Annotated in this window: 21 protein-coding genes; 10 read left to right on the top strand and 11 right to left on the bottom strand. The window is 60.1% G+C overall.

All coding sequences use genetic code 11. From position 1 onward, the window contains the following. Window positions 1–16: 16 nt before the first annotated feature. Together yidC and mnmE are read left to right on the top strand one after the other, a co-directional pair. A complete protein-coding gene (gene yidC, locus QUG01_RS06630) occupies window positions 17–1,651 on the top strand; it encodes a membrane protein insertase YidC (protein ID WP_500829438.1) in 1,635 nt (544 codons plus the stop codon). A gap of 209 nt (window positions 1,652–1,860) precedes the next feature. Next, the gene (mnmE, locus tag QUG01_RS06625; protein WP_500829437.1) at window positions 1,861–3,213 is read left to right on the top strand and encodes a tRNA uridine-5-carboxymethylaminomethyl(34) synthesis GTPase MnmE; all 1,353 of its coding nucleotides are present in this window, start codon (window positions 1,861–1,863) and stop codon (window positions 3,211–3,213) included. Window positions 3,214–4,056: 843 nt separating this feature from the next. Here the strand turns inward: mnmE and QUG01_RS06620 are convergent. From QUG01_RS06620 to QUG01_RS06610, 3 genes are all read right to left on the bottom strand, one after another. Further along, complete coding sequence (locus QUG01_RS06620; RefSeq protein ID WP_500829436.1) at window positions 4,057–4,854, bottom strand: DUF1835 domain-containing protein; 798 nt, start codon at window positions 4,852–4,854, stop codon at window positions 4,057–4,059. Between the two features lie 147 nt (window positions 4,855–5,001). Continuing rightward, window positions 5,002–7,179: a peptidase domain-containing ABC transporter gene (locus tag QUG01_RS06615; protein WP_500829435.1), complete on the bottom strand. Its 2,178-nt coding sequence runs from the start codon at window positions 7,177–7,179 to the stop codon at window positions 5,002–5,004. 1 nt (window position 7,180) lies between these two features. Beyond that, window positions 7,181–8,425 (bottom strand): HlyD family secretion protein, encoded by a 1,245-nt coding sequence (locus QUG01_RS06610; protein WP_500829434.1) that lies wholly within the window; start codon window positions 8,423–8,425, stop codon window positions 7,181–7,183. Window positions 8,426–8,861: 436 nt separating this feature from the next. Here QUG01_RS06610 and QUG01_RS06605 point away from each other — a divergent pair, with 436 nt between their 5' ends. The 3 genes from QUG01_RS06605 to QUG01_RS06595 all read left to right on the top strand — a co-directional run bounded on the left by QUG01_RS06605 (window position 8,862) and on the right by QUG01_RS06595 (window position 11,802). Then, the gene (locus QUG01_RS06605) at window positions 8,862–9,026 is read left to right on the top strand and encodes a hypothetical protein (RefSeq protein ID WP_500829433.1); all 165 of its coding nucleotides are present in this window, start codon (window positions 8,862–8,864) and stop codon (window positions 9,024–9,026) included. Window positions 9,027–9,187: 161 nt separating this feature from the next. Then, complete coding sequence (locus QUG01_RS06600) at window positions 9,188–10,504, top strand: hypothetical protein (RefSeq protein WP_500829432.1); 1,317 nt, start codon at window positions 9,188–9,190, stop codon at window positions 10,502–10,504. Next, complete coding sequence (locus tag QUG01_RS06595; RefSeq protein ID WP_500829431.1) at window positions 10,504–11,802, top strand: hypothetical protein; 1,299 nt, start codon at window positions 10,504–10,506, stop codon at window positions 11,800–11,802. The genes QUG01_RS06600 and QUG01_RS06595 overlap by 1 nt, the downstream gene beginning before the upstream one ends. A gap of 84 nt (window positions 11,803–11,886) precedes the next feature. Here the strand turns inward: QUG01_RS06595 and QUG01_RS06590 are convergent, their stop codons facing one another. The 3 genes from QUG01_RS06590 to parC are packed head-to-tail and all read right to left on the bottom strand — an operon-like array spanning window position 11,887 to window position 17,109. Further along, on the bottom strand, window positions 11,887–13,209 hold the full coding sequence (locus QUG01_RS06590) for a sigma-54-dependent transcriptional regulator (RefSeq protein ID WP_500829430.1): 1,323 nt from the start codon (window positions 13,207–13,209) through the stop codon (window positions 11,887–11,889). Then, the gene (locus QUG01_RS06585) at window positions 13,202–14,758 is read right to left on the bottom strand and encodes a two-component system sensor histidine kinase NtrB (protein WP_500829429.1); all 1,557 of its coding nucleotides are present in this window, start codon (window positions 14,756–14,758) and stop codon (window positions 13,202–13,204) included. Before QUG01_RS06585 ends, QUG01_RS06590 begins: the two co-directional genes overlap by 8 nt. After that, entirely contained in the window at window positions 14,758–17,109 is a 2,352-nt protein-coding gene (parC, locus tag QUG01_RS06580) for a DNA topoisomerase IV subunit A (RefSeq protein ID WP_500829428.1), read from the bottom strand. Before parC ends, QUG01_RS06585 begins: the two co-directional genes overlap by 1 nt. Before the next feature lie 99 nt (window positions 17,110–17,208). On the opposite strand from parC, the gene QUG01_RS06575 reads away from it, so the two are divergent. Further along, the gene (locus QUG01_RS06575) at window positions 17,209–17,667 is read left to right on the top strand and encodes a GNAT family N-acetyltransferase (RefSeq protein ID WP_500829427.1); all 459 of its coding nucleotides are present in this window, start codon (window positions 17,209–17,211) and stop codon (window positions 17,665–17,667) included. Window positions 17,668–17,740: 73 nt separating this feature from the next. Here the strand turns inward: QUG01_RS06575 and QUG01_RS06570 are convergent, their stop codons facing one another. Next, window positions 17,741–20,305 (bottom strand): TonB-dependent receptor, encoded by a 2,565-nt coding sequence (locus QUG01_RS06570; RefSeq protein WP_500829426.1) that lies wholly within the window; start codon window positions 20,303–20,305, stop codon window positions 17,741–17,743. A gap of 377 nt (window positions 20,306–20,682) precedes the next feature. Between QUG01_RS06570 and hemA the strand changes: the two genes are divergently transcribed. Beyond that, the gene (hemA, locus tag QUG01_RS06565) at window positions 20,683–21,936 is read left to right on the top strand and encodes a glutamyl-tRNA reductase (protein WP_500829425.1); all 1,254 of its coding nucleotides are present in this window, start codon (window positions 20,683–20,685) and stop codon (window positions 21,934–21,936) included. Beyond that, window positions 21,936–23,012, top strand: a complete 1,077-nt coding sequence (prfA, locus tag QUG01_RS06560) for a peptide chain release factor 1 (RefSeq protein WP_500829424.1) — start codon at window positions 21,936–21,938, stop codon at window positions 23,010–23,012. Before hemA ends, prfA begins: the two co-directional genes overlap by 1 nt. A 146-nt stretch (window positions 23,013–23,158) precedes the next feature. Here the strand turns inward: prfA and QUG01_RS06555 are convergent, their stop codons facing one another. Genes QUG01_RS06555 through QUG01_RS06540 form a run of 4 tightly spaced genes read right to left on the bottom strand, consistent with a single transcriptional unit; the run spans window position 23,159 to window position 24,959 of the window. After that, on the bottom strand, window positions 23,159–23,740 hold the full coding sequence (locus tag QUG01_RS06555) for a cytochrome c4 (protein WP_500829423.1): 582 nt from the start codon (window positions 23,738–23,740) through the stop codon (window positions 23,159–23,161). A gap of 53 nt (window positions 23,741–23,793) precedes the next feature. Continuing rightward, window positions 23,794–24,210 (bottom strand): DUF6691 family protein, encoded by a 417-nt coding sequence (locus QUG01_RS06550; RefSeq protein WP_500829422.1) that lies wholly within the window; start codon window positions 24,208–24,210, stop codon window positions 23,794–23,796. A gap of 3 nt (window positions 24,211–24,213) precedes the next feature. After that, window positions 24,214–24,642 (bottom strand): YeeE/YedE family protein, encoded by a 429-nt coding sequence (locus QUG01_RS06545; protein ID WP_500829421.1) that lies wholly within the window; start codon window positions 24,640–24,642, stop codon window positions 24,214–24,216. A gap of 2 nt (window positions 24,643–24,644) precedes the next feature. Further along, window positions 24,645–24,959 carry a metalloregulator ArsR/SmtB family transcription factor gene (locus QUG01_RS06540; RefSeq protein ID WP_500829420.1) on the bottom strand — a complete coding sequence of 105 codons (315 nt, stop codon included), beginning with the start codon at window positions 24,957–24,959 and terminating at the stop codon, window positions 24,645–24,647. Between the two features lie 104 nt (window positions 24,960–25,063). Between QUG01_RS06540 and QUG01_RS06535 the strand changes: the two genes are divergently transcribed. After that, window positions 25,064–25,282, top strand: coding sequence for a YgaP family membrane protein (locus QUG01_RS06535; protein WP_500829419.1), 219 nt, complete (start codon window positions 25,064–25,066; stop codon window positions 25,280–25,282). Then, entirely contained in the window at window positions 25,279–25,635 is a 357-nt protein-coding gene (locus QUG01_RS06530; protein ID WP_043628203.1) for a carboxymuconolactone decarboxylase family protein, read from the top strand. Before QUG01_RS06535 ends, QUG01_RS06530 begins: the two co-directional genes overlap by 4 nt. Window positions 25,636–25,675: the final 40 nt, after the last annotated feature.

The raw sequence follows: 25,675 nt of genomic DNA, 5'->3' as shown, positions 1-25,675 counted from the left end.
TTTCCGGTATCGAGAGATGGATTCCAAGCGACTGATTATCTTTGTTGTACTGTCCGTGGGCATCCTGTTTGGGTGGAATGAGTTCTTCATGCCCAAGCACACCCCGCAACAGCAAGTGGCCAAGACCGAGGCCGCGGCCGGCGCTGCCAGCGCCGCGCAGCCTGCCGACGCCAACAAGTTGACCCATGGTCAGCGCATCCGCGTCAAGACCGACCTGGTTGAAGCCGAGATCGATACCGTGGGCGGCGACCTGCGCTCGCTGTCTCTGCTCAAGCACGGCGAGGCCGAAGACCGCAACCAGCCGTTCAAGCTGTTCCAGGACAATGCCAAGCACACTTATGTGGCGCAAACCGGCCTGATCGCAGCCAGCAACCCGGCCCTGCCGACGCATAAAACCGTCTTCACCGCCGACAAGCCCAGCTACGAAATGACCGGCGACAAGCTGGAAGTGAAGCTGACTGCGCCGGACGCCAATGGCGTCAAGGTGAGCAAGGTATACACCTTCACCAAGGGCAGTTACGAGATCGGCGTGCGTTACGACATCGCCAACGGCGGCGCCGCTCCGCTGGCGCCTACCGCCTACTACCGCCTGCTGCGCGACAGCCAGGCGCCGGAAGGCGAAGGCCGTTTTGCCCACACCTACACCGGCCCGGCCGTGTTCACCTCCGAGCACAAGTTCCAGAAGGTGAGCTTCGACGATCTGGCCAAGGGCAAGGGCGACTACGCCAAGACCACCACCGATGGCTGGGTGGCCATGGTGCAGCACTACTTCATGTCCGCCTGGATTCTGCAGCCGCTGGACGGCAAGAGCGTGTGCAAGGACGACAAGTCCTGCCGCTTCGAGCTGACCCAGACCAATGGCCTGAACTCCGCCGCCGCGCTGGTTGACTATGCCGTCATCGCCCCGGGCAAGAGCCTGAGCGTCAACGTGCCGCTGTTTGCCGGCCCGGAAGAGTACGACATCATCTCCAAGGTGGCGGACGGCATGGAGTATGCCAAGGACTTCGGCATCTTCTACATCTTCGCCTCGCCGCTGTTCTGGCTGCTGGTGAAGCTGCATGGCCTGGTGAGCAACTGGGGCTGGGCGATCATCCTGCTGACGCTGACCGTGAAGGCCGTGTTCTACCCGCTGACCGCCGCGTCCTACCGCTCCATGGCCAAGATGAAGGCCCTGGCGCCGCGTCTGGAGCGCATGAAGGAACAATACGGCGACGACCGCATGAAGTTCCAGCAAGCCGTGATGGAGATGTACAAGTCCGAGAAGGTGAATCCGCTGGGCGGCTGCTTGCCCATGCTGATCCAGATCCCGGTGTTCATCGGCCTGTATTGGGCGCTGCTGGCTTCGGTGGAGCTGCGCGAAGCGCCGTGGGTGCTGTGGTATACCGACTTGGCCCGCCCGGACCCGTACTTCATCCTGCCGGCGCTGATGGCGATCACCATGTTCCTGCAGACCTTCCTGAACCCGCCGCCGGCTGATCCGATGCAGGCGAAGATGATGAAGATCATGCCGCTGGCTTTCTCCGCGCTGTTCTTCTTCTTCCCGGCCGGCCTGGTGCTGTACTACGTGGTGAACAACGTGCTGTCCATGGCGCAGCAGTGGTTCATCAACAAGCAGATCGAAAAGAGCAACAAGGCCGCGCTGCAGTCCTGAGCGCCGCAGGCATTGCTGAACAAACCCGGCCACTGGCCGGGTTTTTTGCTGGATAATCTGGGAAAAGATCTCAAAACAATTTGCCACGAACCCCACGAAAGCACACGAACGCGAATCGCCTCCGAGGCTGCGCCGGGACGGCTTCCGGCCTGCGATCATTCTTTCGTGTTCTTTCGTGGATTTCGTGGCTCAAAATCCAAGGAATGGCAATGAACCTCAGCTACACCCCCGCCACCATCTGCGCCATCGCCACCGCCCCCGGCCGCGGCGGCGTCGGCGTGATCCGCGTCTCCGGTAAGGACTTGCTGCCGTTTGCGCAGGCCATCTCCAATGGCAAAACGCCCACGCCGCGCTACGCCACGTACACGGACTTTTATGATGCCCACGGCCAGGCCATAGACAACGGCTTGCTGCTGTTCTTCCCCGGCCCCAACAGCTTCACCGGCGAGGACGTGATCGAGCTGCAGGGCCACGGCGGGCCGGTGGTGATGAAGATGCTGCTGGCGCGCTGCGTGGAGCTGGGCGCGCGGCTGGCCGAGCCGGGCGAGTTCACCAAGCGGGCCTTCCTCAACGACAAGCTGGACCTGGCCCAGGCCGAAAGCGTGGCGGACCTGATCGACGCCAGCAGCGAAACCGCGGCGCGCAGCGCCTTGAAGTCATTGAAGGGCGCGTTCTCGCGCCAGGTGCACGGCCTGGTGGACGAGCTGATCAATCTGCGCATGCTGGTGGAAGCCACGCTGGACTTCCCGGAGGAAGAGATTGATTTCCTGAAGCAGGCCGACGCCATCGGCCGCCTGCGCCGCTTGCGCGCCACCCTGGTGGGCGTGCAGGCCACGGCCAAGCAGGGCGCCATCCTGCGCGAGGGCATGCACGTGGTGCTGGTGGGGCAGCCCAATGTCGGCAAGTCCAGCCTGATGAACGCGCTGGCGGGCGACGACATCGCCATTGTCACCGATATCGCCGGCACCACCCGCGATACGGTGCGCGAGGAAATCGTCATCGACGGCGTGCCGGTGCACATCATCGACACCGCCGGCCTGCGCGAAACCGACGACGTGGTGGAGAAGATAGGCATAGAGCGCACCTGGCAGGCGGTGGAACGCGCCGACCTGGCGCTGGTGCTGACCGACAGCCGTCACGGCCTGACCGAAGAGGTGCAAGCCATCCTGGCGCGCATCCCGGCCGGCCTGCCGCGCGTGCACGTCTTCAACAAGGTGGACCTGACCGAGGAGCCGGCCGGCATCGCCGACGAAGACGGCCACCCGCTGGTGCGACTGTCCGCCAAGACGCATCAGGGCGTGGACCTGTTGAAAGCCAAGCTGCTGGAAATGATAGGCTTCAGCGGCGCCGACGAAGGCGTGTTCCTGGCCCGCCAACGCCACCTGGAGGCCATCGCCCGCGCCGCCGACCACCTGGAACTGGCCGAGGCCGATTGGGAACAAGTGGAAATCTTCGCCGAAGAGCTGCGCATGGCGCAAAACGCCTTGTCCGAAATCACCGGGGCATTCTCCGCCGATGACCTGCTGGGCGTGATCTTCTCGCGCTTTTGCATCGGGAAATAAGGCCGTGGAAGCCCGGCCTGGCCGGGCGTTCCGCCGCTGTTGACCATGGTGGGGCGCGGCGGATCGCCCCGTCAGGGCATCCGCCCTACCGAACTCGGAGTGATCTTCTCCCGCTTTTGCATCGACCCGTAGGGCGGAAGCCCGGCCAAGCCGGGCGTTCCGCCGCTGTTGACCATGACGGGGCGCGGCGGATCGCCCCGTCGGGGCATCCGCCCTACTAAACTCGGCGTGGTCTTCTCCCGCTTTTGCATCGACCCGTAGGGCGGAAGCCCGGCTAAGCCGGGCGTTCCGCCGTTGTTGACCATGACGGGGCGCGGCGGATCGCCCCGTCGGGGCATCCGCCCTACCAAACTCGGCGTGATTTTCTCCCGCCTTTGCATAGACCCGTAGGGCGGAAGCCCGGCTAAGCCGGGCGTTCCGCCGTTGTTGACCATGGCGGGGCGCGGCGGATCGCTCCGTCAGGGCATCCGCCCTACCGAACTCGGCATGATCTTCTCCCGTTTTTGCATCGACCCGTAGGGCGGAAGCCCGGCTAAGCCGGGCGTTCCGCCGCTGTTGAGCATGGTGGGGCGCGGCGGATCGCCCCGTCGGGGCATCCGCCCTACCGAACTCGGAGTGATCTTCTCGCGCTTTTGCATCGACCCGTAGGGCGGAAGCCCGGCCAAGCCGGGCGTTCCGCCGCTGCTGACCATGGCGGAGCGCGGCGGATCGCTCCGTCAGGGCATCCGCCCTACCTGACTTGGCGTGGTCTTGTCCCGCCTTTGCATCGACCCGTAGGGCGGAAGCCCGGCTAAGCCGGGCGTTCCGCCGTTGTATGCCGGCCTTTGCCGTGGAATGCCCAGATTAAGCCAGGGCGACGAGGGGCGCTTGCGGCTTGAGGCCGTCAACCAGGGTAAAGACCACCAGCCCGGCCTGGCGCAGCGCGTCCAGCCGCCAGAACAGGAAATTGTCCGGCACCATGCCGGGATGCGTGCCCATGACCTCCCCCACTACGCGGCTGGCCGATTGAGGCGTGCGGGAGAGCCTGGCCAGCAACAGCGGGTCCAGATGGTCCAGCGGGTATTGGACGATGCCGCCGTCTGCGGCGGTTTCGCGCCAGCCGGCCTCGCGTGTTCGCCAGTACGCCCATTGCGCCGCCAAATCCGCGCGCGCGGCGGCGTCCAGCTCCGCCGGCTTCAGATCCAGCAAGGCTTCCGGCGGGCACATCGCCACCGCGTAAAGCCCCTCGTGCTGGAAAGCCACCTGGCCGGTGATGTCCGCTACCAGCAGCGGCGTGGCGGGCGCGGCCACGCTGGCGGCCATGGCTAGCATTAGCAGGTCGTGCGCGTTGTTGCCTATCCAGATGACCAGCGGCGCCGGCGCTTGCAGCGCCTCCAGCAACTGGCCGTGACACTCCGCCTGGTGCTGCAGCAGCGGCGTTTCGTACTCTTCCGCTTCATACCACCACTGCGCGGCCCATAGGCGCTTGAGCCAAGCCATGCGCTGGCGCGGCTTGGCCGCATCGGCATCGGCCAGCTCCCCAATGCGGAAGTCTTCCATCATGGCGGTGACCGGCTGGGACAGGCCAAGCAGCCGGTTGCGTTGCTTCAGGTTGCCGGCGGCGCTGTCGCCCCAGCACAAGTGGCGAAGAGGTGTCATCATCAATGTCGATTGGATACAAACCGACCCAAGCATACCGTTGCTGATGGCTGGCGTGAGTGGTTTTACGCGGGGTTTACTCTCTCAATTTCTTCCCATGATCTGTTTTTGTGAACAGTCACCGCCAAGTGGCGGGAGGGCGCCAATAACTCAGTCAGCTGAGGCGTTCAGCGGGTACTCTTGCTTATTCTGCCCAGCGTCCGCAACGATTGCAGTGTTGAGGGCATCTTGAACTATTTTCCCCTGCTCCAGCACAACTATTCGCTCAGCCATCGCGATGGTCTCCGGACGATGCGCTACCAGGAGCCGCGTCATGGCGATGTCGCGCACCGCGGCGTTCACCATTTTTTCGTTCCACACATCCAGATGGCTGGTGGCTTCGTCCAGCACCAGCAGCTTGGGCTGCTTGTACAGCGCGCGCGCCAGCAGGATGCGCTGCTTCTGGCCGCCGGACAGGCCGGAGCCGATGTCGCCGCACAGCGTGTTGTAGGCCATAGGCATGGTGATGATTTCGTCGTGGATGGCGGCCAACTTGGCGCATTGATAAATGCGGCGTACATCAGGTTGGGGATCGAAGAAGCAGATATTGTCGCCGATGGAACCGGCGAATAGCTGATCCTCCTGCATCACCGTGCCCAGCAGCTGGCGGTAATTGGCTAGGCCAAGCTGTTTCAGCGGGATGCCGCCGATCAGCACCTCCCCTTCACTGGGCTCCAGCAGGCCCAGCATTAATTTAAGCAAGGTAGTTTTGCCGCAACCAGAGGCCCCGGTGATGGCCAGGCATTGGCCGGCAGGCACGATCAAATTGAGGTTTTGCAGTACATAGGGCTCGCCGTCGGAGTAGCGGAAGGAGACATTGCGTATTTCTATCGCCGGCTGTAACTGTTCCGGGTCGACTTCCACATCACTGTATTCGGGCTCTGGCGTCGCCATCAAAATATCGGCCAGCCGTTCGCCATGCAGACGCAGCATGCGGAGCTCGAACAGCTTGTCGATGAGGGAGGAGATGCGCTGGCTGAATTGGTCTTTGTAGCTCAGAAAGGCGATCAGCATTCCGACGGAAAACTGGTGGTCTAGTACAGCCAATGCGGCCAGCCACACCACAATGACGCGTTCCGCGTTGAATAGTATGGAGTTGACGGTTTGAAAAGAGATAGTTAATCGGGCAATGGTCAAGTCGGCGTTGAACTGATCGGCCAGCATGTTCATCCACAAAATGCGGCGGGATTCCTGGCGGCCAAATAGTCGAATGCTTTGCGCGCCACGCGCCGACTCGATGAAATGGGTGTTTTGCCGTGCGGCATGCATGATCTGCTCCGCCGTGGCCTCGCGCAGGCCTCTGAAAATGGACCAGCGAAGCATGGCGTACAAGGAAACGGCAATTAGGCTGATGACCGACAACTTGGCGTTATAGAGCAGCATGACGCCAAGCGTAGCGAGCGCCAGCAAGCCATCGATCGAGCCCCCGACAAATTGGGTGGTCAGGCTGCGTTGTATGGTTTGGATCGCGCCGAAGCGAGAGACAATATCGCCTAGATGACGTTTCTCGAACCAGGCGAGCGGCAACTTCATCAAATGGGCGAAGGCGTTGCCAAACCATTGGAAATTGAGACTAGTGGCCAGGGCTGTGGTGGCCCAAGATCGGACGGCTTCAATCGCGGATTGCAGCAGCACCAGTAGCAGGAAGCCGATGCCGAGCACCGTGATCAAATTGCGATCCGCTGCCAGCAAGGCCTCATCCACCACCCATTGCAGATAGAAGGGTGCCGCCAACACGCATACCTGCAGCGCCAGCCCTAGCAATAGCAGCTGCGTCACGCCACGCCCCAAGCCGTCGACTCGGCCCATCAGCGCGAGCAAACTCACGTGCTGTCTTTCCTCCATCGGCGTGAACTCGTGCCCCGGAGCCAACTCCAGCGCGACGCCGGTGAAGTGTTTGGCGGTTTCTTCCAGCGACAGTTTTCTTTCACCGACGGCTGGATCATGAATGATAAGGTGCTTGGCGGTGACGCGCTTCAACACCACGAAGTGATTCATATCCCAGTGCAGCACGCAGGGCAGCTTCAACTGTGGCAAGAATGGCATGTCGAGCTTCAATGGCCGGGTTTGTAGGCCCAAACCCTGAGCCATGCCGATCAGGCTTTTCAGCGTCGTGCCCTTGCGCGAAACGGCGAAGCGGCGACGCATATTGGTCAGATCGATATGGTGTCCCCAATAGCTGGCGATCATGGCAAGACAGGCCAGTCCGCATTCTGCCGCTTCAGTTTGCAGCAGTAGGGGGAGACGGCGTCGGCTGAAAAATTGGAGCACTGGGTGCTGTAGGGCCATATCAAACCTTTCCGCTGATGCTGAACAGAGGCTCCAACACCCACTCATACAGCTTGCGCTGCTCTAGCAGTATGCTTGCATCCAGTGCCATACCGGCTTTTAGGGGTTGTTGCTGGCCATAGGTTTTCACCGATTGGTTTTGCAGCCGGACGCGTATTCGATAGAGCGGCTCAGTCGCATTGCTGCCCATGGGTAGCTCATCCTTGGTCATGGGGCTATGCGACACCTCCCGGATCACACCTTGAAACTGGCCGAACTTCTGAAAAGGGTAGGCTTGATAGCGGATTTGCACGATTTGGCCTGGTTTGGCGAAACCCGCGGCGCGTGAAGGCGCATATAGTTCGGCTTCGAGCGGTGAGCCGATAGGAGACAGATTAGCCAAGGACATGCCGCTCGATACGGTTTGCCCTGTCTGCGTGGCGATGCCGCTGACGATGCCGGCCTGCGGGGCGCGGATCAGCGTCGTGCGTTTAGCTTCGTTTTCGGTGAGGTCTTGTTCGGCCGCGTCGACATTGCGCTGGGCGGCAGCCTCGTCGCGACGTATCTGGAAGCGCAAATCATTCAAATCTTGCGCCGCAGTATCGCGGTCGTTTTCTGTCGATGCCTTGGCGCGCTGAAGGTCGGCAAGCTTGGCTTGCTGGTCTATCAGCTCCGCTTGCTTGTCTTGCAAGGCCGCCGCAGAAATAAAGTGCGATGATAGCAACTTGTCATTTCGCTCAACAGCCTGCTCCGCCAGTTTGATGCGGCCTTTTTGCAGCATCACTTGCTCATCGATACGCTGGATTTCGCTGCCGAGATCTTTCAGTCTGCGTTGCTGAGCATTGATTTTCTGCTCCATTTGATGATGCAGCAGTCCCGTTTCATTTTGCAGGCTGTCACGTCTCGCCTGCAGCAGGGCGCTGATTGTGCTAGCAGTATCACCGCGTGTTGCACTGACCCGCTCATTCGACAGAACAAACAGTACATCGCCTGTATGTACCTGTTGTCCTTCTTTTGCTTTTACCGCGATTACGATGCCAGGTTGTAGTGACTGAAGCCGAATCAACCCTTGGAGTGGCATCAGAACGCCATTAACTTGCTCTTTTCTAGTGTAACTCGCGAAAGAAAAGAGAAGAATAATGGAAATGGAGAGTAAGCAAAACGTTGCGGTTAGCCAGGCAAGAATAGTTGACCGCAATAAAATAATATTCCCATATTGGCTAACGGTCGCGTGGGATAAGGCTTGAGGGCGGAACAGAGATTGCATGGTAGTCTTAATTTGCATGTCATTGGGATTATTCTCTATCCTGGCAACATTTTTTTCAAGGAAGATAGTTATACGAAGCCGTATCCGCTTTGAGGTGCATTGTAAGTCATTGTATTAAAAAGATATTATTTTTGAATCAGCATTGAAAAAGTGCTGTGGAGTAGAATTTAATAAAGTGCTTTTGTGCTATTGAGGCATAATGTCAAACAGTAATAATGTTCATTATGGCTTTTAACAGCAATTTAATTGCTATTTTATAATAAATAATAAGTTTTGCCATTGACAATCAAATGTCAAAGTCATATCATGACAATGTCATCTTCGGCGCTGCTCCATGTGGGTAATGCAGTCTGGAGTGATATGCACTTCAATTTAGTGCAAATAGAGTAGCGACCATTTATTTTGGTCATATCACATCAAGTCAAGGAGAAATAAAATGCAAAACGAAAAGCAAGCTCAACAATTCGCACAAGACCAAGAAATCGCTGATGTTCTGGGCATTTCGGTTCTGTCTCCGTTGGAAGAAGTTTCTGTTTCTGGTGGCGCTGTTCACGTAGATTCTGGCAGCACTCATATTCATGCAAGTATCGTTGCTGAATAAGGTTGGACCAATGATTGCGTAGGGAAATGCTCTGCGCATGATTTGCTTGGAGGGGCCTAACATCTATTCAGAAGTTAGGCCCTTTCATGTTTTTAGTAGCGACTAAAAGTATTTAGGCGTGTTCGGGTTTTATGGTGTTGGTGATAATCTCAGGGATGCAAATGGAAAATCAGCCGATTGTCTTTAGCAATGAATGGTGGGATGAATTCATTCATGTTACTAAAAAACTTAGCGTTCCAGCGGTTTTTTGTAAGCCTCTAGATGCAGAGAAAATAGTTTCATACCGGCACGCTGTTGCAAACATTATTTCTGCCATTGCTAAACTACGCTCTTCTCAATATGGTTTTCGAGTCTATCTGGAGGGCCACCAACTAGGCTCATCCGAGATAGAGGATATCTATGATAATCCACCGCTAGATGGAGAGTGTGTTGTTCAATGGTGCGAGCGAGTATTTAATGATAAGAAGTTTGGGGTAATAATAAACTCCGGGGAAAAGTTTGATCAGAAATTTTCAAAAGACGTTGCTGTTTTGATGAAGCCCTTGTTTGACAAAATTGGACTTCCTCGCGATGGGATTCAATTTTCAATCTTTGTCGGAAATTACGACAAGACCCCGCTTGGGATACACCAAGATTATCGCGGTGAAAATGTCTTGCACTTACATGTTGGGCCTGGTGAAAAAATCATGTATGTGTGGGATAAGGATGAATACGGTAAGTTGACAACGGAGGGAGGGCTGCGCAAGGGGAATTTTAATGATTTAGAGCCTTATGCGCAGAGCTACCATATACAGTCTGGTGACTTATTTTTCATGCCGGAAGGCACATTCCATATTGGGGCTCAAAAAGAACTCTCCATTGCCATAACGGTGTGGCAGTATACCCACACAAATGGAAGGTTTACCCAAGAGCTATTGAATCATGTGCACAAGCAGATCAACCTGTCAGGTAAAGATGCTATTGATCATGATCTCCGCCCTCTTCAAGATGATAGCCATATAGATGATATTTTTCCAGCCTGCGAATTGCCACAAGAATATAAAAACTTGACGCTTCAAGAATTGATTAAAAAGGCATATCAGGATTGGCGGCTGGGGATTTTCAGCAATGCTGGGTATCGGAATCCTCCTTTTGCAAATAAAACTCGAGAAGTATTCTCTCCTCTGGATGTTGTCAAAATTGAAAGTCCATACCGTATTCTGACGCGTAGAATAGATGGCATGGAGAAAGTGATGGTTTATGTGCGAGGGCATAAATTCGAGATTAAATATCATGCATGCTTGCTTGAGTTGATCAAGGCGCTGAATGATGGGCGTGAGCATAAAGTTAGTTATTTGTTGAAGCTGTTAGACCCGGAGTGGAGCGAGAAGGTTGGCTTGCATTTCTTGTCTGAGCTGCATGTATACCATGGTATTGTGAAAGTAGTGAATGTTAGCCATCTGGCTAATCAAAATGAACTCATGGGGAGTGAAGTGTAATGGAGCGAGTCGTAATTAATAATCCTGCTGTAGGAATTGATTTAGAGCAACTTCAGAATCAATTCAATAATGAGTGGTGGGATGGGTTTTTGACGAAAACCAAGAACATGACGATACCGGCTATACTCCCGACATCTCTCAGTCGGGAGCAGACGCGAATTTTACGACGGTATATCTTGGACATATTAGCCGAGGTGGGGTGTGTTCATAAGGAAAAATATGGATACCGGTTGTGGATTGACGGTGAGCAGGTATTGGACCTTGAGGATCATTTCTCACTTCACCCTAGGCCTGATGAAGATGCCGAGGAGTGGGTAAGCCGGGCATTTGGGGAGAAAAAATTCGGGGTTATTTTAAATCGAGGGGAGAAGTTCAGCGAGGAGTTATCGCAGGCTACTGCATTAATGTTGGAGCCTATTTTGAGGGAAATAGGTATGCCGACAGAGGGGATTCTGTATACGATCTTTGTTGGAAACTACGATATGACCCCGCTTGGGATTCATCGTGATTTTGCTGGTAAGAGCGTTTTGCACTTCCATCTTGGGCCGGGTCCCAAGACCATGTATGTTTGGGAAGATGATGACTATAAGACTGGGCCGGAAGAGAATCGCTTCAATAATATGAATATTGAAAAGCATCTGCCCCATGCGACTAAGCATACTTTTGGTGAGGGTGAGTTCTATTTCATGCCGGAAAATAAATATCATCTCGGCATGCAAAATGAATTGTCAATTGGGATTGCTTGCTGGTTTTTCAATCGCTGTGACTATGATTTTGCCAATCAATTACTCGAACGATTCAGGTCAAATTATTTGAAAAACTCTCGAGTAATGTTGAAGCCAGATAAAAAACCTGTTGATGATATCAGCACGGTGGAGCCGATTCTATCATTGTTTGATCTGCCTGGTGGCGGGGATGTTGGAATCAAGTCTTTGCTTGGTAGCATCTATAAAGATTTTCGCTATTCCTTATTCAGTAATGCCGGGTTCCGGAACCGTCCAATTCCAAGGTCCAAGGATGTCGACATCAAACGGGGAGACCGAGTGTATGCTGACTTACCCTATAAAATAGTCTGCAGGGAAGCTGAGGAGTTAGGCCATTTTGATCTGTTTGTCCGGGGAACAAAGGTTACTTTGCGCAATTTCCAAGGATTAGAACAGATTGTTGATCGAATCAACAATCAAAAAATGGTCGATGTGAATCAGTTGGTGGAGGCAATGGATGATCCGCTGGCGGAACAAAAGGTATGCTATTTGCTAAAGATGTTGCACAAGCATCGTGGCATATCGCTTGTCTAGCGTTGAAGGCTATAAGTGGCTTCTGTTGTGTGCGCGTGCTTTTACGTAGGCGCAAGTCGGCTGAGGAACTGATTTACACGGGGTTTACTTCACCCCCAGCCGCTCCATCCGGTATCGCAAAGACCGAAACGTCACCCCCAGCCGCTTGGCGGCCTGGGTGCGGTTGTAGCGGGTGGCTTCCAGCGCCTTGGCGATGGCTTCGCGCTCCACGCGGTCCAGGTAGTCTTGCAGCGGCTCGTCGCTGCCCGGTTCCGGGCTGTATTCGGCGCAGGGGGTCAGCTGCAGGTCTTCGCGCGACAGCATGGGCGCGGCGGCCAGGGCCACGGCGCGTTCCAGGATGTTTTCCAGCTCGCGGAAGTTGCCGGGGTAGGCGTAGTCCTGTAGCGCCTGACGCGCGTCGGCGGAGAGTTGGGGCGCGGAGCCATGGCCGGCGAAGCGCTGCAGCAGCCGTTCGGCGAACAGCGGAATGTCTTCGCGCAGCTCGCGCAGCGGCGGCATGCGCAGCGGCAGCACATTCAGGCGGTAGTACAAGTCCTGGCGGAAGCCGCCGTCTTCCACTTTGGCAGCCAAGTCCTGATGGGTGGCGCAGATGATGCGCACGTCCACCATCTCCTCTTGCGCGCTGCCCAGCTTGCGCACGGTTTTCTCCTGGATGGCGCGCAATAGCTTCACCTGCATGGCCAGCGGCAGGTCCGCCACCTCGTCCAGGAACAGGGTGCCGCCCTGCGCCTGCTGGAAAAAGCCGTCGCGGTCGGCATCCGCTCCAGTGAAAGCGCCCTTGCGGTAGCCGAAGAATTCGCTTTCCATCAGGTTTTCCGGAATGGCGCCGCAGTTGACGGCGACGAAGGGCCTGCCGGCGCGCGGGCCTTGCTCATGGATCAGCCGCGCCGCCTGTTCTTTGCCGGTGCCGGATTCGCCGCTGATATACACCGCGGCCTGGCTGCGCGACAGCTTGTCCACCAGCCGCAATACGTCCTGAATGGCCGGCGATTCGCCCAGCAGCCGCTGTTGCTGAGCCGGCTTGTTCGATGGCGCGTCCACTTTCAGCGCCGATTTGATCAGGCTGCGCAGCTGGGCCAGGCTGACCGGTTTTTGCAGATAGTCGAAGGCGCCGGCCTTCATCGCCTGCACCGCGTTGTCGGCGCTGCCATAGGCGGTGATCACGGCCACCGGCAGGTCCAGCCCGGCTTCGCCGATATGGCGCACCACCTCCAGGCCTTCGCCGTCCGGCAGCCGCATATCGGTCAGCGCCAGGTCGAAGCGGCCGGCCGCCAGCGCCGTTTTGGCCTGAGCCACGCTGCCGGCGCAGACCGGCGTCAGGCCCATTTTCAGCAGGGTCAGCTCCAGCAGTTCGCGGATGTCCGGTTCGTCGTCGACGATCAATACGCGCAAGGGTGTCTTAGTCATGGGCTAGGCGACAGATCAGCCGGAACACGCCGCCGGGCGGGGTGTACTCCAGACGCGCGTCGTTGGCCTCGGCCAGTTCGCGCGCGATGTACAGCCCCAGGCCGCTGCCGGTGCTTTCCGTGGTGAAAAAGGGTTCGAACAGGCGGGATTGCTCGGCCTCCGGCACGCCGGGGCCGTCGTCGATCACGCGCAGGATCAGGTGGTGTTCCGCCGTGCCGGCTTCCAGCCGCACCGAGCCGCGGGCCTGGCTGCCGTGGCGCCAGGCATTGGCCAGCAAGTTGCTCAGCACCTGGGCCAGGTGGCCGCGGTCGAATGCCAGTTTGCAAGGATCTGGCAGCTGGCAGGCGATGGCGCCGGCCGCTTGCGGCTGCACCAGCGCAAATTGCTCCAGCAACTGGGCGATGAACGATGGCAGATCGATGGTTTCGGTCTTGACGCGGTCGCGCCGGCCCAGCGTCAGCACGTCCTCCACCATGCCGTTGATGCGGCGGGCGTTGTCCTGGACGATGCGCAGCAGCCGTTGCCGCGCCGGGTCGGTTTCGTCTTCCGCCAGCAAGTCGCCGGCGTGGCTGATGGCCGACAGCGGGTTGCGGATTTCGTGGGCGATGTTGGCGGTGAGGCGGCCCAGCGCGGCCAGTTTGACGCGCTTGGCTTCCTCCGCCATGTCCGCCATGTCGCGCATGAACAGCACCACGCCGCGCAGCTGGCCATCCGGCACCGGCACCGGCACCAGCCGGCCCACCAGCTGGCGGCCGCGCACATTGTGCTGAACAAAGGTGGACAGCGCCGGGTAGCCGTTGTCCCGCCAGCGCTGCACCAGCGGCAACAGCTCAGGCATCAACTGGCCGCGTTGCAGCTGGCTGAAATAGCGTTCCGCCTGCCGGTTGAACTGGTGCAGATGGCCCGCCTCGTCCAGCACCGCCACCGCGTCGCGCTGGCTTTGCAGGATCAGTTCGTTCAGGTGGTTGAGGTTGGCGATTTCGCCGCCACGCTGCGCCGCCAGCGCTTCCGAGGCCCGGGCCAGCCGGCCCAGCTGCCAGGTGGCGATGGCGGTGATGAAGCCGGCGGCGGACAGCAGCGCGCTGAACGACAGGTCCGCCTGGCTGGCATTGCCCAGCAGCCTCTCGAAACCGGCGTAGCTCAGCAGCATCAGCGTGGCGATGGAGGCGTAGAACAGCGCGTAGCGGCCGGTGGACAGCAGGCCGGCGGCGGCTAGATACGGCAGCAGCAAGAGGCCGAAGCCGCCGCGCACGCCGTCGTTCATCGCCATCAGCCACACCATCATGGCGATGTCGGCGGCGATGGCCAGCGTCAGTTGCAGGGTGTCGCCCAGGCTGCCTTCGCGCAGCAGATACCAGATGCCGATCAGCAGCAGGTAGACGCTGCTCCACAGGTAGAAATGCGGTCCGCCCTCGATCAGCGCGTGACCGCTGTCGCCGTTGATCAGCGACAGCGAGAACAGCACCAGCAGCAGCAGCGCGCGGAAGCCGTTGACGAACAACAGGGCGGCGCGCGGCGACAGGGCTTGCGGCTGGGCTGTCAGTTTCATCACATCGGCAGCTCGCGGATGGCGCTGATCAGCCATTTCTTCGGCATCAGCTTGCCCTTCTTGGCGCGCTTGCCGACAAACTCTTCCAGCGCCAGCTTTTCATCCGCCACCTTGCCGCGGACGGAAGTGGTGGACAGCAGCGCCTTGTCGCCGGCCACCAGGCCGATGGCGGTCATGCGCGCGCCGTCGTCCAGCGCCAGCAGCATCAGGCCGCGGCCCTTGGCCAGTTCCTTCAGCTCTGTCGCCGGGAAGGCCAGCAGGCGGCCGCTGTCGCTGGCGGCCACCAGTTGCAGCGTTTCCAGCGGCGCGGCCGGCAGCGGCACCGGCGCCAGCACGGTTTCGCCGGCGTCCAGGGTGATGAAAGCCTTGCCGGCTTTGACCCGGCCGGCCATGTCGCTGATCTTGGCGATGAAGCCGTAGCCGCCGCTGCCGGCCACGACAAAGCGGTCGGCATCGCGGCCTGAGATCAGCTGCGCCGGTTTGGCGCCGTCCTGCAGGTCCACCAGCGAGGCCACCGGCACGCCATCGCCGCGGCCGGTCGGCACCGTGGCCGGGTCTATGGTGTAGGCGCGGCCGTTATGGTCCAGCACGATGGCGGACCACACGGTGCGGGTTTCCACCACGGCTGCCAGCGCGTCGCCGTCCTTGAAGCTCAGCGTTTCCAGCTCCAGATTGTGGCCGACGCGGGCGCGGATCCAGCCTTTTTGCGACAGGATCAGCGTCACCGGCTCGTCGGCGGTGGTTTGCGTCAGCACCGCGCGCTCGGCTGCCTTGATCTCGCTGCGGCGCTTGTCGCCGTACTTGGCGGCGTCGGCCTGGATTTCGTCGCGGATGAGCTTGGTCAGCGCGTCCGGCGTGTCCAGGATGTGGCGCAGGCCTTCGCGCTCCTCGCGCAGATCGGACAGCTCCTTCTCCAGTTTGAAGCCTTCCAGCCGCGCCAATTGGCGCAGACGGATTTCCAGGATGTCTTCGGCCTGGACTTCGGTCAGGCCGAAGGCCTTGATCAGGTCCGGCTTGGGCTCGTCCGATTCGCGGATGACGCGGATCACTTCATCGATATGGATGAAGGCGATCATCCGGCCTTCCAGGATGTGGATGCGCTTGTCCACCTGGGACAGGCGGTGCGCCAGGCGGCGGGTGACGGTGGCGCGGCGGAAGTCTATCCACTCGGTCAGGATGGACTTCAAGCCTTTCTGCGCCGGTCGGCCGTCTAGGCCTATCATCACCAGGTTCAGCGAGGCGTTGCCTTCCAGGCTGGTCTGCGCCAGCAGGATGTTCATGAACTCGTCCGGGTCCTGGCGGCTGGATTTGGGTTCGAACACCAGACGCACCGGGTTTTCGCTGTCGGACTCGTCGCGCACGCGGTCCAGCAGGTCCAGCATCAGCTTCTTCAGGTTTTGCTGGTCTTGCGACAGCTGCTTCTTGCCGGCCTTGAGCTTGGGGTTGGTGGCTTCCTCGATCTCCGCCAGCACCTTTTGCGCAGAAGAGCCGGGGGGCAGTTCGGTGACGATGGCGCGCCACTGGCCGCGCGCCAGCTTGTCGATTTCCCATTTGGCGCGCACGCGCACGCTGCCGCGGCCGGTTTCGTAGGCGGACTGGATGTCGGCCGCCGGGGTGATGATCTGGCCGCCGCCGGGGAAGTCCGGGCCGGGGATGTATTGCATCAGATCGGCGGTTTCCAGCGCCGGATTGTCCAGCAGCGCCACGCAGGCGCCGGCCACTTCGGTCAGATTGTGCGGCGGGATTTCCGTGGCCAGGCCCACGGCGATGCCGGACGCGCCGTTGAGCAGCACCATGGGTAGGCGGGCCGGCAGCAGCGACGGCTCATCGAAGGCGCCATCGTAGTTGGGAACGAAATCCACCGTGCCCATGTCGATTTCAGACAGCAGCAGTTCGGCAATCGGCGTCAGCCGCGCCTCGGTGTAACGCATGGCGGCCGCGCCGTCGCCGTCGCGGCTGCCGAAGTTGCCTTGGCCGTCGATCAGCGGGTAGCGCAGCGTGAAGTCCTGCGCCATGCGCACCAGCGCCTCGTAGGCCGAGCTGTCGCCGTGCGGGTGGTATTTACCCAGGATTTCACCGACCACGCGGGCCGATTTCACCGGCTTGGCGCCATGGGCCAGGCCCATGTCGCGCATCGCGTACAGGATGCGGCGCTGCACCGGCTTCTGGCCGTCCGCCACTTCCGGCAGCGCCCGGCCCTTGACCACGCTCATCGCGTATTCCAGATAGGCGCGCTCCGCGTACAGGTCCAGCGGAATCCAGTCGCCGCTGATGGCGTCCGGCGCGGCCGGAGGCGGCGGCGTGAGGTCGCCGGCCGGCGCCGGCGGGTCGAAGAGGTCGTGGTCGCTCATATATTAAATGCTATCGTCTTGATCTGGATTGGGGCACGGCGCCTGCATGCATGCTATAGCATCGCAGACGGCTGTGTCAGGAATGGGAGGGATTCTACTATGGCAAACAGGATAGCGTGGCATTGCCACGGTTTTGACGGTTTTACCCCGCTGGCGCTTTATCAAGTGCTGCAATTGCGGGATCAGGTGTTCGTGGTGGAGCAGCAGTCCATCTACGGCGATGTGGACGGCGTGGACACCCACTGCCTGCACCTGTCCGGCCGCGATGAGGCCGGCAATCTGGTGGCTTACGCGCGGCTGATCGCGCCGGGCGAGAAATACCCGGACGCGGTGGCCATCGGCCGGGTGGTGGTGGCGCCGGAAGCGCGCGGCAGGGGGCTGGGCAAGGCGCTGATGGCGCAGGCGGTGGCGCAGTGCAAAATCCACTTTGCCGGCCAGTCCATCATGCTGTCGGCGCAGTGCGATGCCAGCGGCTTATACGAATCGTTTGGATTCCAATCGGTGTCCGAGCCGTATGACGATGGCGGGATACTGCATGTGGATATGAGGAGGGAGTAAACGCCGCGGTGCCATGAAAAACGGACAACCTGCGGGTCGTCCGTTTTGTCTTTCATCGATAGATGAAGCAGGCTTACATCTTGTACGCGCCCTTCAGGAAGAAACTGCGACCAGTCGGATCAGCCAGACGTGGGTCGTAGTTCATCTGGGTGGTGCGGGTCTGTTGATTGGAAAATGGCGGTTCCTGATCAAAGAGGTTCTTGATCCCTGCGGTTAAGGTGAACTGCTTGTTCCAGGCATACGAAGCAGACATATTCCAGGTGGAATAAGGTTTAACCAGATGATTTTCACCTTTCGGATTCTCATCGGTATAACCAGACTTGTAGTTCTGGGACAGAATCGCGCTCCAGGGACCGTATATCCAATTCAAAGTCAGATTGTGCTGCCAACGGAAGGTGGGGCCACCATCGTTGAAGGTACCCAGATTGCTGAAGTAATTGCCATTTTTCTCACGCTGATACTCATATTTTGCCAGATAGGTACCATCCAGGCCGGCGGTGAATACGCCAAACGATGTTTTGGGCAGGGTCCAACTCAGGCGTAGATCGACGCCGGAGGCGCTCAGATTACCTAGGTTTGAATAGTCATCGATGATGTAGGATAAATTGCCATGCGTGTCGCGAACGTAGCGATCTGCATAGAGAGCTGGGTTCTTGATGATCAGCGACTCATCCAAAATGCTGATTTGGTCCTTGATCATCGTCCACCACAAGTCGGCGCTGGCGGTGAAGTCCTTAGTAGGCTCGATCACCATGCCGAACGACAGCGAAGAAGACTTTTCCGGCAGCAGATTCTTGTTCCCGGCGATGCGTTTGTTGCGTTGCATTTCGGTGCAGGCATCTCCATTGGTGCCCGGCAACGGCGTCCCGTTTACGCAAGCTCCCGTGTCTTTGAAGGGTTTGCCGGTGAGCTGAAGCTGGTTCGGCCGATAGATATTGTACAGAGACGGGGCGCGGAAGCCGGTGCTCGCCGATCCGCGGAACATCACCTTAGGGTCCGGCTGGAACTTGAAGGCTACCTTGGGATTTAACGAGCTTTCGGTATCGCTGTAGTGGTCGTAACGGGCAGCCAATTGAACATCAAGGGTTTTCAATACCGGAATATCGGCTTCGCCGTAGAACGCATAGGCTGAACGACTTCCTGTGGAGTCTTCGGTTTTATCCTGCCCGGTGCTGAGCGCATCGCGGGTCACCGCCTTGTTGTAGAGGGTGCTCAGGCTTTCGCGGCGGACTTCCGCGCCCAGGGCCACACCCAGCTTGCCGGCCGGCAGGTCGAACACTTCCTTGCTGACCTTGGCGTCGGCCATGTCTATGGTCGACTTGGCTTCCTTGGTTTGACCGGTCATACCAACGGCGCGCCAGGCGGCCAGATTGTTGCCGCTCAGGTCGAATGGGTCCAGCGCCTTGCTGTCGACGGCCGCCTGCATCTTGCTCTTGCTGACATAGCCGGAGGTCAGGTTTTCCTTGATCAGGTTCTCGGAACGGCCAATGCCGGCTCGGTAGTCCCAACCGGCGATCAGGCCTTCCATGTTCAGCATCAGGCGCTGTGTGACGGAATTGGCCTCGGTTTCGCGATTGCCCAGCGGCACGGCGCGTACATACAGATTGTCCCGCTGCGTCGGATCCGTGGCGTTGGCGCGAGTGATATCGCCGGAGGTCGGCAGCGGCGCGTTTTGCGCGGTGGTGATGGTCTCTGTGCGGGTATATTGCAGAGACAGCTCATGATCGTCGCTAATCCGCTTCGTTGCCTTGAAAACCCCGGAGATTTGCTCGACCTCGGGCACGATGCTTGGATAAAGCGGGAAGTATTCCCGACAGCGGCCATTGATAAACTGAGAATAAGGCGGACGGCAATTTGGCGCGGACGGTTGAACATATTTCTTCTTCACGCTGTCGTAATAGCTGCCCGGCCAGGCATTTGCGCTGGGCGTAGTGTCGGTTTGCGGCGTGATGGTGCTAGCGAAGCCGCGTTGGCTCGCCATAATCATGTCTTGTTTCAAGTAGTCGATGGCGCCGTAAACATTGAAACCATCCTTTGCTAGATCCCCCATGCCATAAGACGCATTGACCCGTTTCTCGTCGCCACCCCCATGTTGCGGGTTGGCGAAGCTGCCGCCGATGCTGAAGCCCTTAATGCTTTTCTTTGTGATGAAGTTCATCACACCGCCGATGGCGTCGGTTCCATAAATGGCTGAGGCACCGTCCAGCAGTACCTCCACTCGGTCAATAACCGACAATGGAATAGCGTTCAAATCGGCCGATGTGCCGTCGATGGCCTGATTCGCCATGCGGCGGCCATCCAGCAATACCAACGTGTACTGGTTGCCCAGGCCGCGCAGACTTGCGAAGGAGCCGCCGCCGCTGGATGCCCCGACAGCAGACGAGGCACCTTGGGTGGATTGGTTGGCGGCAATGCTGTTGACTACCTGCTCAACCGTGGTCAGGCCCTGTTTGGCCAAGTCTTCAGTCTTCAGGATGGTGACTGGCAGCGCCTTTTCTTGCTTGATGCTGCGCTTGATATTGGAACCGGTAATCGTCACCCGTTCCAGTTGATTGCCCGCATCATCCGCGGCGTGGGCGAAGCCGCTTCCCAAGAGGCCGATGGCGGCGACAGCCTGGGCCAGAATCTTGACCTTCATTTCTTCTCTTCCTTTGTCATCACGGCGTCCGCGCCTGTCGGCGCAGTGCGTATCGTCGCAGTCTCATGGCTGCAACATAATTGGCGATCCATGAAAATGGCATTGAATGGAAGAGATGACAAGGCATTCGCCCGGCATGATTTGCACGGTTGGACTATGTGTAATTGTGTGAAAATTGTTAAGCTTATGAAATTATTTGCGTTTATTTGTTAGCAGGGATGTGCGTGAATTTTTTGGTTCGTGTCTCGACGATGCAACATTCTTGTCATCTTTCGCCGACGACAAGCGTTGGCAGAGGGTAGACCAAGGGCAAGCGCGGGACGGCGCGACCCAGTTAGGCTAAAATGTCCTGTTTTCGTCTGCGGCATTGTTCGCCCATGCATCTGCTTGCCCTCGGACTCAACCACCACACCGCGCCGTTGTCGATACGGGAGAAGCTGGCATTCCCGGCGGAAACCCTGCCGCACGCCCTGGATAGCCTGGTGGCCTCGCAGGCCGCGCGGGAAGCGGCTATCGTCTCCACCTGCAACCGCACCGAGATCTATTGTCTGAGCCCGGACCCGCAGGCCGCGCTGGATTGGCTGTGCCAATTTCATGGGCTGAGCCGCGCCGAGGTGGAGCCGTATCTGTACCGGCTGGAGGCTGCGCAGGCGGCGCGGCACGCTTTCCGCGTGGCGTCCGGGCTGGATTCCATGGTGCTGGGCGAGACGCAGATTTTGGGCCAGCTGAAGGACGCGGTGCGCAGCGCGGAAAGCGCCGGCACGCTGGGCACCCTGCTGAATGGCCTGTTCCAGCGCACGTTCGCGGTGGCCAAGGAGGTGCGTTCCAGCACCGCGGTGGGGGCCAGTTCGGTGTCGATGTCGGCGGCGGCGGTCAAGCTGGCCGAGCAGATTTTCCCATCGGTGAGCGAGCTGAACGTGCTGTTCGTCGGCGCCGGCGAAATGATAGAGCTGGTGGCCACGCACTTCGCCGCGCGCAATCCGTCCTGTATCACCGTGGCCAACCGCACGCTGGAGCGCGGCCAGCGGCTGGCCGAGCAGTTTGGCGGCAACGCCATCACCCTGGCCGAATTGTCGGAATCGCTGTCGCGCTACGACGTGGTGGTGACGTCCACCGCCAGCCAGCTGCCCATCATCGGCAAGGGCATGGTGGAGCGGGCGATCAAGGCGCGCCGCCACCGGCCCATGTTCATGCTGGACCTGGCCGTGCCGCGCGACATCGAGCTGGAGGTGGACAAGCTGGACGATGTGTTCCTGTTCAGCGTGGACGATATCGCCGGCATCGTGGAGGTGGGCAAGGAGGCGCGGCAGCAGGCTGCGGCCGAGGCCGAGTCCATCATCCAGAGCCGGGTGGCCGAGTTCAATGACTGGCTGAAGAAGCGGGAGACTGTGCCGCTTATCCGCGCCCTGCGCGACGAGGCGGAGCGCACCCGCCGCCACGCGCTGGAAGGCGCGATGAAACAACTGGCGCGCGGCGACGCGCCGGAAAAAGTGCTGGAGGCCTTGTCCGTCCAGCTGACCAACAAACTGATGCACCCGCCGACCCAGGCTTTGTCCTCGGGCCGCGGCGCGGAGCATGACGCGCAGGTGCAAACCATCGCGCGGCTTTACCGTTTACACCCGGAGTCGTAATGAAAGCGTCTATTGCGGCCAGGCTCGCGCAGCTGGCCGACCGTCTGGAAGAGGTGACCCATCTGTTGGCCAGCGAAACGGCCACCCAGGACATGGAAGCCTTCCGGAAACTCACCCGCGAACACGCCGAGCTGACGCCGGTGGTGGAAACCTTCGCCGCCTATCGGCAGTGCGAGGGCGATATCGCCGCCGCCGAAGACATGCTGGCCGATCCGGAAATGAAAGAATTCGCGCAAGCGGAAATCGCCGAAGGCAAGGACAAGCTGGAAGCGCTGGACCTGGAGCTGCAGAAGCTGCTGCTGCCCAAGGACCCCAACGACGACAAGAACATCTTCCTGGAAATCCGCGCCGGCACCGGAGGCGACGAGGCGGCGCTGTTCGCGGCCGACCTGCTGCGCATGTATACCCGCTACGCCGAACGCAACCGCTGGCAGGTGGAGATCGTCTCCGCCAGCGAGTCCGATCTGGGCGGCTACAAGGAAGTGATCGTGCGGCTGATCGGCCAGGGAGCGTATTCGCGCTTGAAGTTCGAGTCCGGCGGCCACCGCGTGCAGCGCGTGCCGGCCACGGAGACTCAGGGCCGCATCCACACTTCCGCCTGCACGGTGGCGGTGATGGCGGAGGCGGACGAGATTGCCGAAGTGGTGCTGAACCCGGCCGATCTGCGCATTGATACCTTCCGCGCCTCCGGCGCCGGCGGTCAGCATATCAACAAGACCGACTCCGCGGTGCGCATCACCCACTTGCCCACCGGCATCGTGGCCGAGTGCCAGGACGGCCGTTCGCAGCACGCCAACAAGGCCAGCGCGATGCAGGTGCTGGCGGCGCGCATCTACGACATCCAGCTGCGCGAGAAGAACCAGAAGGAAGCGGCCGAGCGCAAGAGCCTGATCGGCTCCGGCGACCGTTCCGAGCGCATCCGCACCTACAATTATCCGCAAGGCCGCATCACCGACCACCGCATCAATCTGACGCTGTACAAGCTCGATTATGTGATGGATGGCGATCTGCAGGAGCTGACCGACGCGCTGATCGCCGAACAGCAGGCCGAGCTATTGGCGGCGCTGGGCGATTGAGGATTGCCGCTGGGGTTGGTCGGCGTTAGAATCACCCCCGGAAAACGGCGGGCCGCATGGCCCGCATGTTCTTGGCCCATGCAGGCCGGAGCCCGTTTTTCTCCGAAACTTGGGGCCGCCGCTGGGTGGCCTTTTCTTTTTTCCGTCTATAGCGTGGCCATATAGGCCAGCAGCGCCTTGACGTCGTCCTGGCTCAGCGTTTTCAGGATTTCCTGCATCTCCATCCGCGCCGGCGGCTGCGGCATGTCGGATACCTTCATCCTTTGCGCCAGATAGGCGGCGTGCTGGCCCGCCAGCCGCGGCGCGGCGCTGCCGCCTTCTCCCTGCTCGCCATGGCAGGTGAAGCAAGGCGGCGCGCCCACGGCCAGATTGCCCTCGGTGTACAACTTGCGGCCGCGGGCCAGCAGCGCCGGATCGGCCGGCTTGGCCGGCTGCGGAGCGGGTTTTTGCGCAGCGTAGTAGCGGGCGATGGCCTGGATGTCGGCATCGCTCTTCAATCGATCCCACGCCGCTTTGTGCGCGCCGCCGTCATCGCGCTGTCCCAGCCGCATCCAGTCCAGCTGTTGCGCGATGTAATCGGCCTGCTGGCCAGCCAGCCTGGGTGTCGGCGGCGGGCCGTTGCCGTCCATGCCATGGCAGGCGGCGCATAGTTGCTGCGCCAGTTTTGGCGGCGCGGCCAGCGCCGCCGACGCGGCGCTCAGGGCGAAAACGAGGGTGAGGGCTTTCATGCACGGCTCCGGACAGGGCGATGATGAAGGTATAGCCGCCCGCCGCCGCCGCGTCAGCCGCGCGCGTCCCAAGCGCGGTAAAGCGCCATGCCGGCCAGCATGGCCAGCAGAAACAACAGGCCATCGGCCAGGCCGCTGCCGGCCAGCACCAGCGCCGGGCCGGGGCAGATGCCGGCCAGCCCCCAGCCCATGCCGAAGATCAGGCTGCCTATGAGCAGACGTCGATCCGCGCGGCGCGCCGTCGGCAGCTGCATGGCCTCGCCCAGCAGCGAGCGATCGCGCCGCCTGGCCCAGGAAAAGGCTGGCAACGCCACGGCAATGGCGCCGGCCATCACCAGCGCGAGCGAAGGATCCCAGCGGCCTGTGATGTCCAGGAAGGCCAGCACCTTGGCCGGGTTGGCCATGCCGGCCACGATCAGGCCGATGCCGAAGATCAGTCCCGCCAGCGCGGCGCTTATCATGCGCTTCATGTTTTATCCCCCAAAATGACGGACTAGCCAGACGGCGGCAAAGCCGGCCGCCATGAAGGCCAGCGTGGCGGCCAGCGAGCGCGGTGACAGCCGGGCCAGCCCGCACACGCCGTGGCCGCTGGTGCAGCCGGAACCCAGCCGGGCGCCGAAGCCTACCAGCAAGCCGGCCGTGATCAGCAGCCAGGGCTTGTCGTCCAGAACGATGGCCGGCGGCGCGGCGAACACGCGGTACAGCCACGGCGACAGCACCAGGCCGGCGACAAAGGCCAGCCGCCAGTCCTTGTCGCCGCCGGGCGCGAGCAGATGGCCGACGATGCCGCTGATGCCGGCCACGCGGCCGTTCAGTACAACCAGCCAGGCGGCGGCCAGGCCGATCAGCGCGCCGCCGGCCAGGGCGCTCCATGGCGTGAAATGGCTCCAGTCCAGAATCATGTCTACTCCTTGGGGCAGTACAGCTGATACAGCGTGGACAACACGGCCAGGGCGTTGGCGTCCGCCACGGAATAGAAAATGCGCTTGCCGTCGCGGCGGGTGGCCACCAGGCCCTCATTGCGCAGCACGCCCAGTTGTTGCGACAGGCTGGGCTGGCGGATGCCTACCATCTCTTCCAGCTCGCCCACTGATTTTTCTCCCTGGCTGAGTTGGCACAGCAGCAGCAGGCGGTCTTCATTGGCCAGCGCGCGCAGCAGGGCGCAGGCCTGGCCGGCGGCTTGGCGCATGTCGGAAAGGGCAAGAACTGGTGTGTCCATGACGATGGCTTTGTAGAATTGTGGCTTGACTTCAATATATCAATTGATATTATATAAATCAAGATATCAACTTTCTCGATGGCGCATCGGAACAGGAGGCAGATATGAAAAGCAATGTGGGCGGTTTGGATAGAGCGCTGCGCGTTGCCGTTGGCGCAGCGTTGATTGTCGGCGCGGCGAGCGGCGTGATCGGCCCTTGGGGTTGGCTGGGCCTGGCGCCGCTGGCAACCGGCTTGTTCCGCTTCTGTCCGGCCTATTTGCCATTTGGCTGGTCCAGTTGCCGCGCCGCCTCTTCCCCATCCCAATCGGAGCAAAAACCATGAGCGGTGATGTCAACTATCCCGAGCTGACCCAAACCATCTCCAAGCACCTGGCCACCTTGCGCGCCGACGCGCCCGAAGTCATGCAGGGTTTCAACGATCTGGCCCGCGCCGCCACGCGCGACGGCGCGCTGGACAAGAAAACCAAGGAGCTGATCGCGCTGGCGCTGGGCGTGGCCGCGCGTTGCGATGGCTGCCTGGGCTTCCACGCCCAGGCGCTGGTGAAGCTGGGCGCCACCAAGCAGGAAGTGGAAGAGACGCTGGCGATGGCCGTATACATGGGCGGCGGCCCGTCCTTGATGTATTCCGCCAACGCTTTGGCCGCCTTCGAGCAGTTCAGCGCCAAACACGCCTAGTCTCGCACCGTCCGCTGTGGGACAATTCTTCATGGCCGGG

Source organism: Chromobacterium sp. CCUG 76385 (assembly GCF_059916625.1).
The sequence above is the reverse complement of the archived record's forward strand: the minus strand, read 5'-3'. Positions and strand labels throughout refer to the sequence as shown.

Excerpts from the sequence above, each read along its gene's own strand:
- yidC (WP_500829438.1), top strand. The coding sequence starts at position 17 with ATGGATTCCAAGCGACTGATTATCTTTGTTGTACTGTCCGTGGGCATC.
- parC (WP_500829428.1), bottom strand. The coding sequence starts at position 17,109 with ATGAGCGACCACGACCTCTTCGACCCGCCGGCGCCGGCCGGCGACCTC.
- QUG01_RS06550 (WP_500829422.1), bottom strand. The coding sequence starts at position 24,210 with ATGAAGCGCATGATAAGCGCCGCGCTGGCGGGACTGATCTTCGGCATC.
- QUG01_RS06545 (WP_500829421.1), bottom strand. The coding sequence starts at position 24,642 with ATGATTCTGGACTGGAGCCATTTCACGCCATGGAGCGCCCTGGCCGGC.
- prfA (WP_500829424.1), top strand. The coding sequence starts at position 21,936 with ATGAAAGCGTCTATTGCGGCCAGGCTCGCGCAGCTGGCCGACCGTCTG.
- QUG01_RS06620 (WP_500829436.1), bottom strand. The coding sequence starts at position 4,854 with ATGATGACACCTCTTCGCCACTTGTGCTGGGGCGACAGCGCCGCCGGC.
- QUG01_RS06540 (WP_500829420.1), bottom strand. The coding sequence starts at position 24,959 with ATGGACACACCAGTTCTTGCCCTTTCCGACATGCGCCAAGCCGCCGGC.
- QUG01_RS06555 (WP_500829423.1), bottom strand. The coding sequence starts at position 23,740 with ATGAAAGCCCTCACCCTCGTTTTCGCCCTGAGCGCCGCGTCGGCGGCG.
- mnmE (WP_500829437.1), top strand. The coding sequence starts at position 1,861 with ATGAACCTCAGCTACACCCCCGCCACCATCTGCGCCATCGCCACCGCC.
- QUG01_RS06585 (WP_500829429.1), bottom strand. The coding sequence starts at position 14,758 with ATGAAACTGACAGCCCAGCCGCAAGCCCTGTCGCCGCGCGCCGCCCTG.
- QUG01_RS06570 (WP_500829426.1), bottom strand. The coding sequence starts at position 20,305 with ATGAAGGTCAAGATTCTGGCCCAGGCTGTCGCCGCCATCGGCCTCTTG.
- hemA (WP_500829425.1), top strand. The coding sequence starts at position 20,683 with ATGCATCTGCTTGCCCTCGGACTCAACCACCACACCGCGCCGTTGTCG.
- QUG01_RS06590 (WP_500829430.1), bottom strand. The coding sequence starts at position 13,209 with ATGACTAAGACACCCTTGCGCGTATTGATCGTCGACGACGAACCGGAC.
- QUG01_RS06615 (WP_500829435.1), bottom strand. The coding sequence starts at position 7,179 with ATGGCCCTACAGCACCCAGTGCTCCAATTTTTCAGCCGACGCCGTCTC.
- QUG01_RS06610 (WP_500829434.1), bottom strand. The coding sequence starts at position 8,425 with ATGCAATCTCTGTTCCGCCCTCAAGCCTTATCCCACGCGACCGTTAGC.
- QUG01_RS06600 (WP_500829432.1), top strand. The coding sequence starts at position 9,188 with ATGGAAAATCAGCCGATTGTCTTTAGCAATGAATGGTGGGATGAATTC.
- QUG01_RS06595 (WP_500829431.1), top strand. The coding sequence starts at position 10,504 with ATGGAGCGAGTCGTAATTAATAATCCTGCTGTAGGAATTGATTTAGAG.
- QUG01_RS06535 (WP_500829419.1), top strand. The coding sequence starts at position 25,064 with ATGAAAAGCAATGTGGGCGGTTTGGATAGAGCGCTGCGCGTTGCCGTT.
- QUG01_RS06575 (WP_500829427.1), top strand. The coding sequence starts at position 17,209 with ATGGCAAACAGGATAGCGTGGCATTGCCACGGTTTTGACGGTTTTACC.
- QUG01_RS06605 (WP_500829433.1), top strand. The coding sequence starts at position 8,862 with ATGCAAAACGAAAAGCAAGCTCAACAATTCGCACAAGACCAAGAAATC.
- QUG01_RS06530 (WP_043628203.1), top strand. The coding sequence starts at position 25,279 with ATGAGCGGTGATGTCAACTATCCCGAGCTGACCCAAACCATCTCCAAG.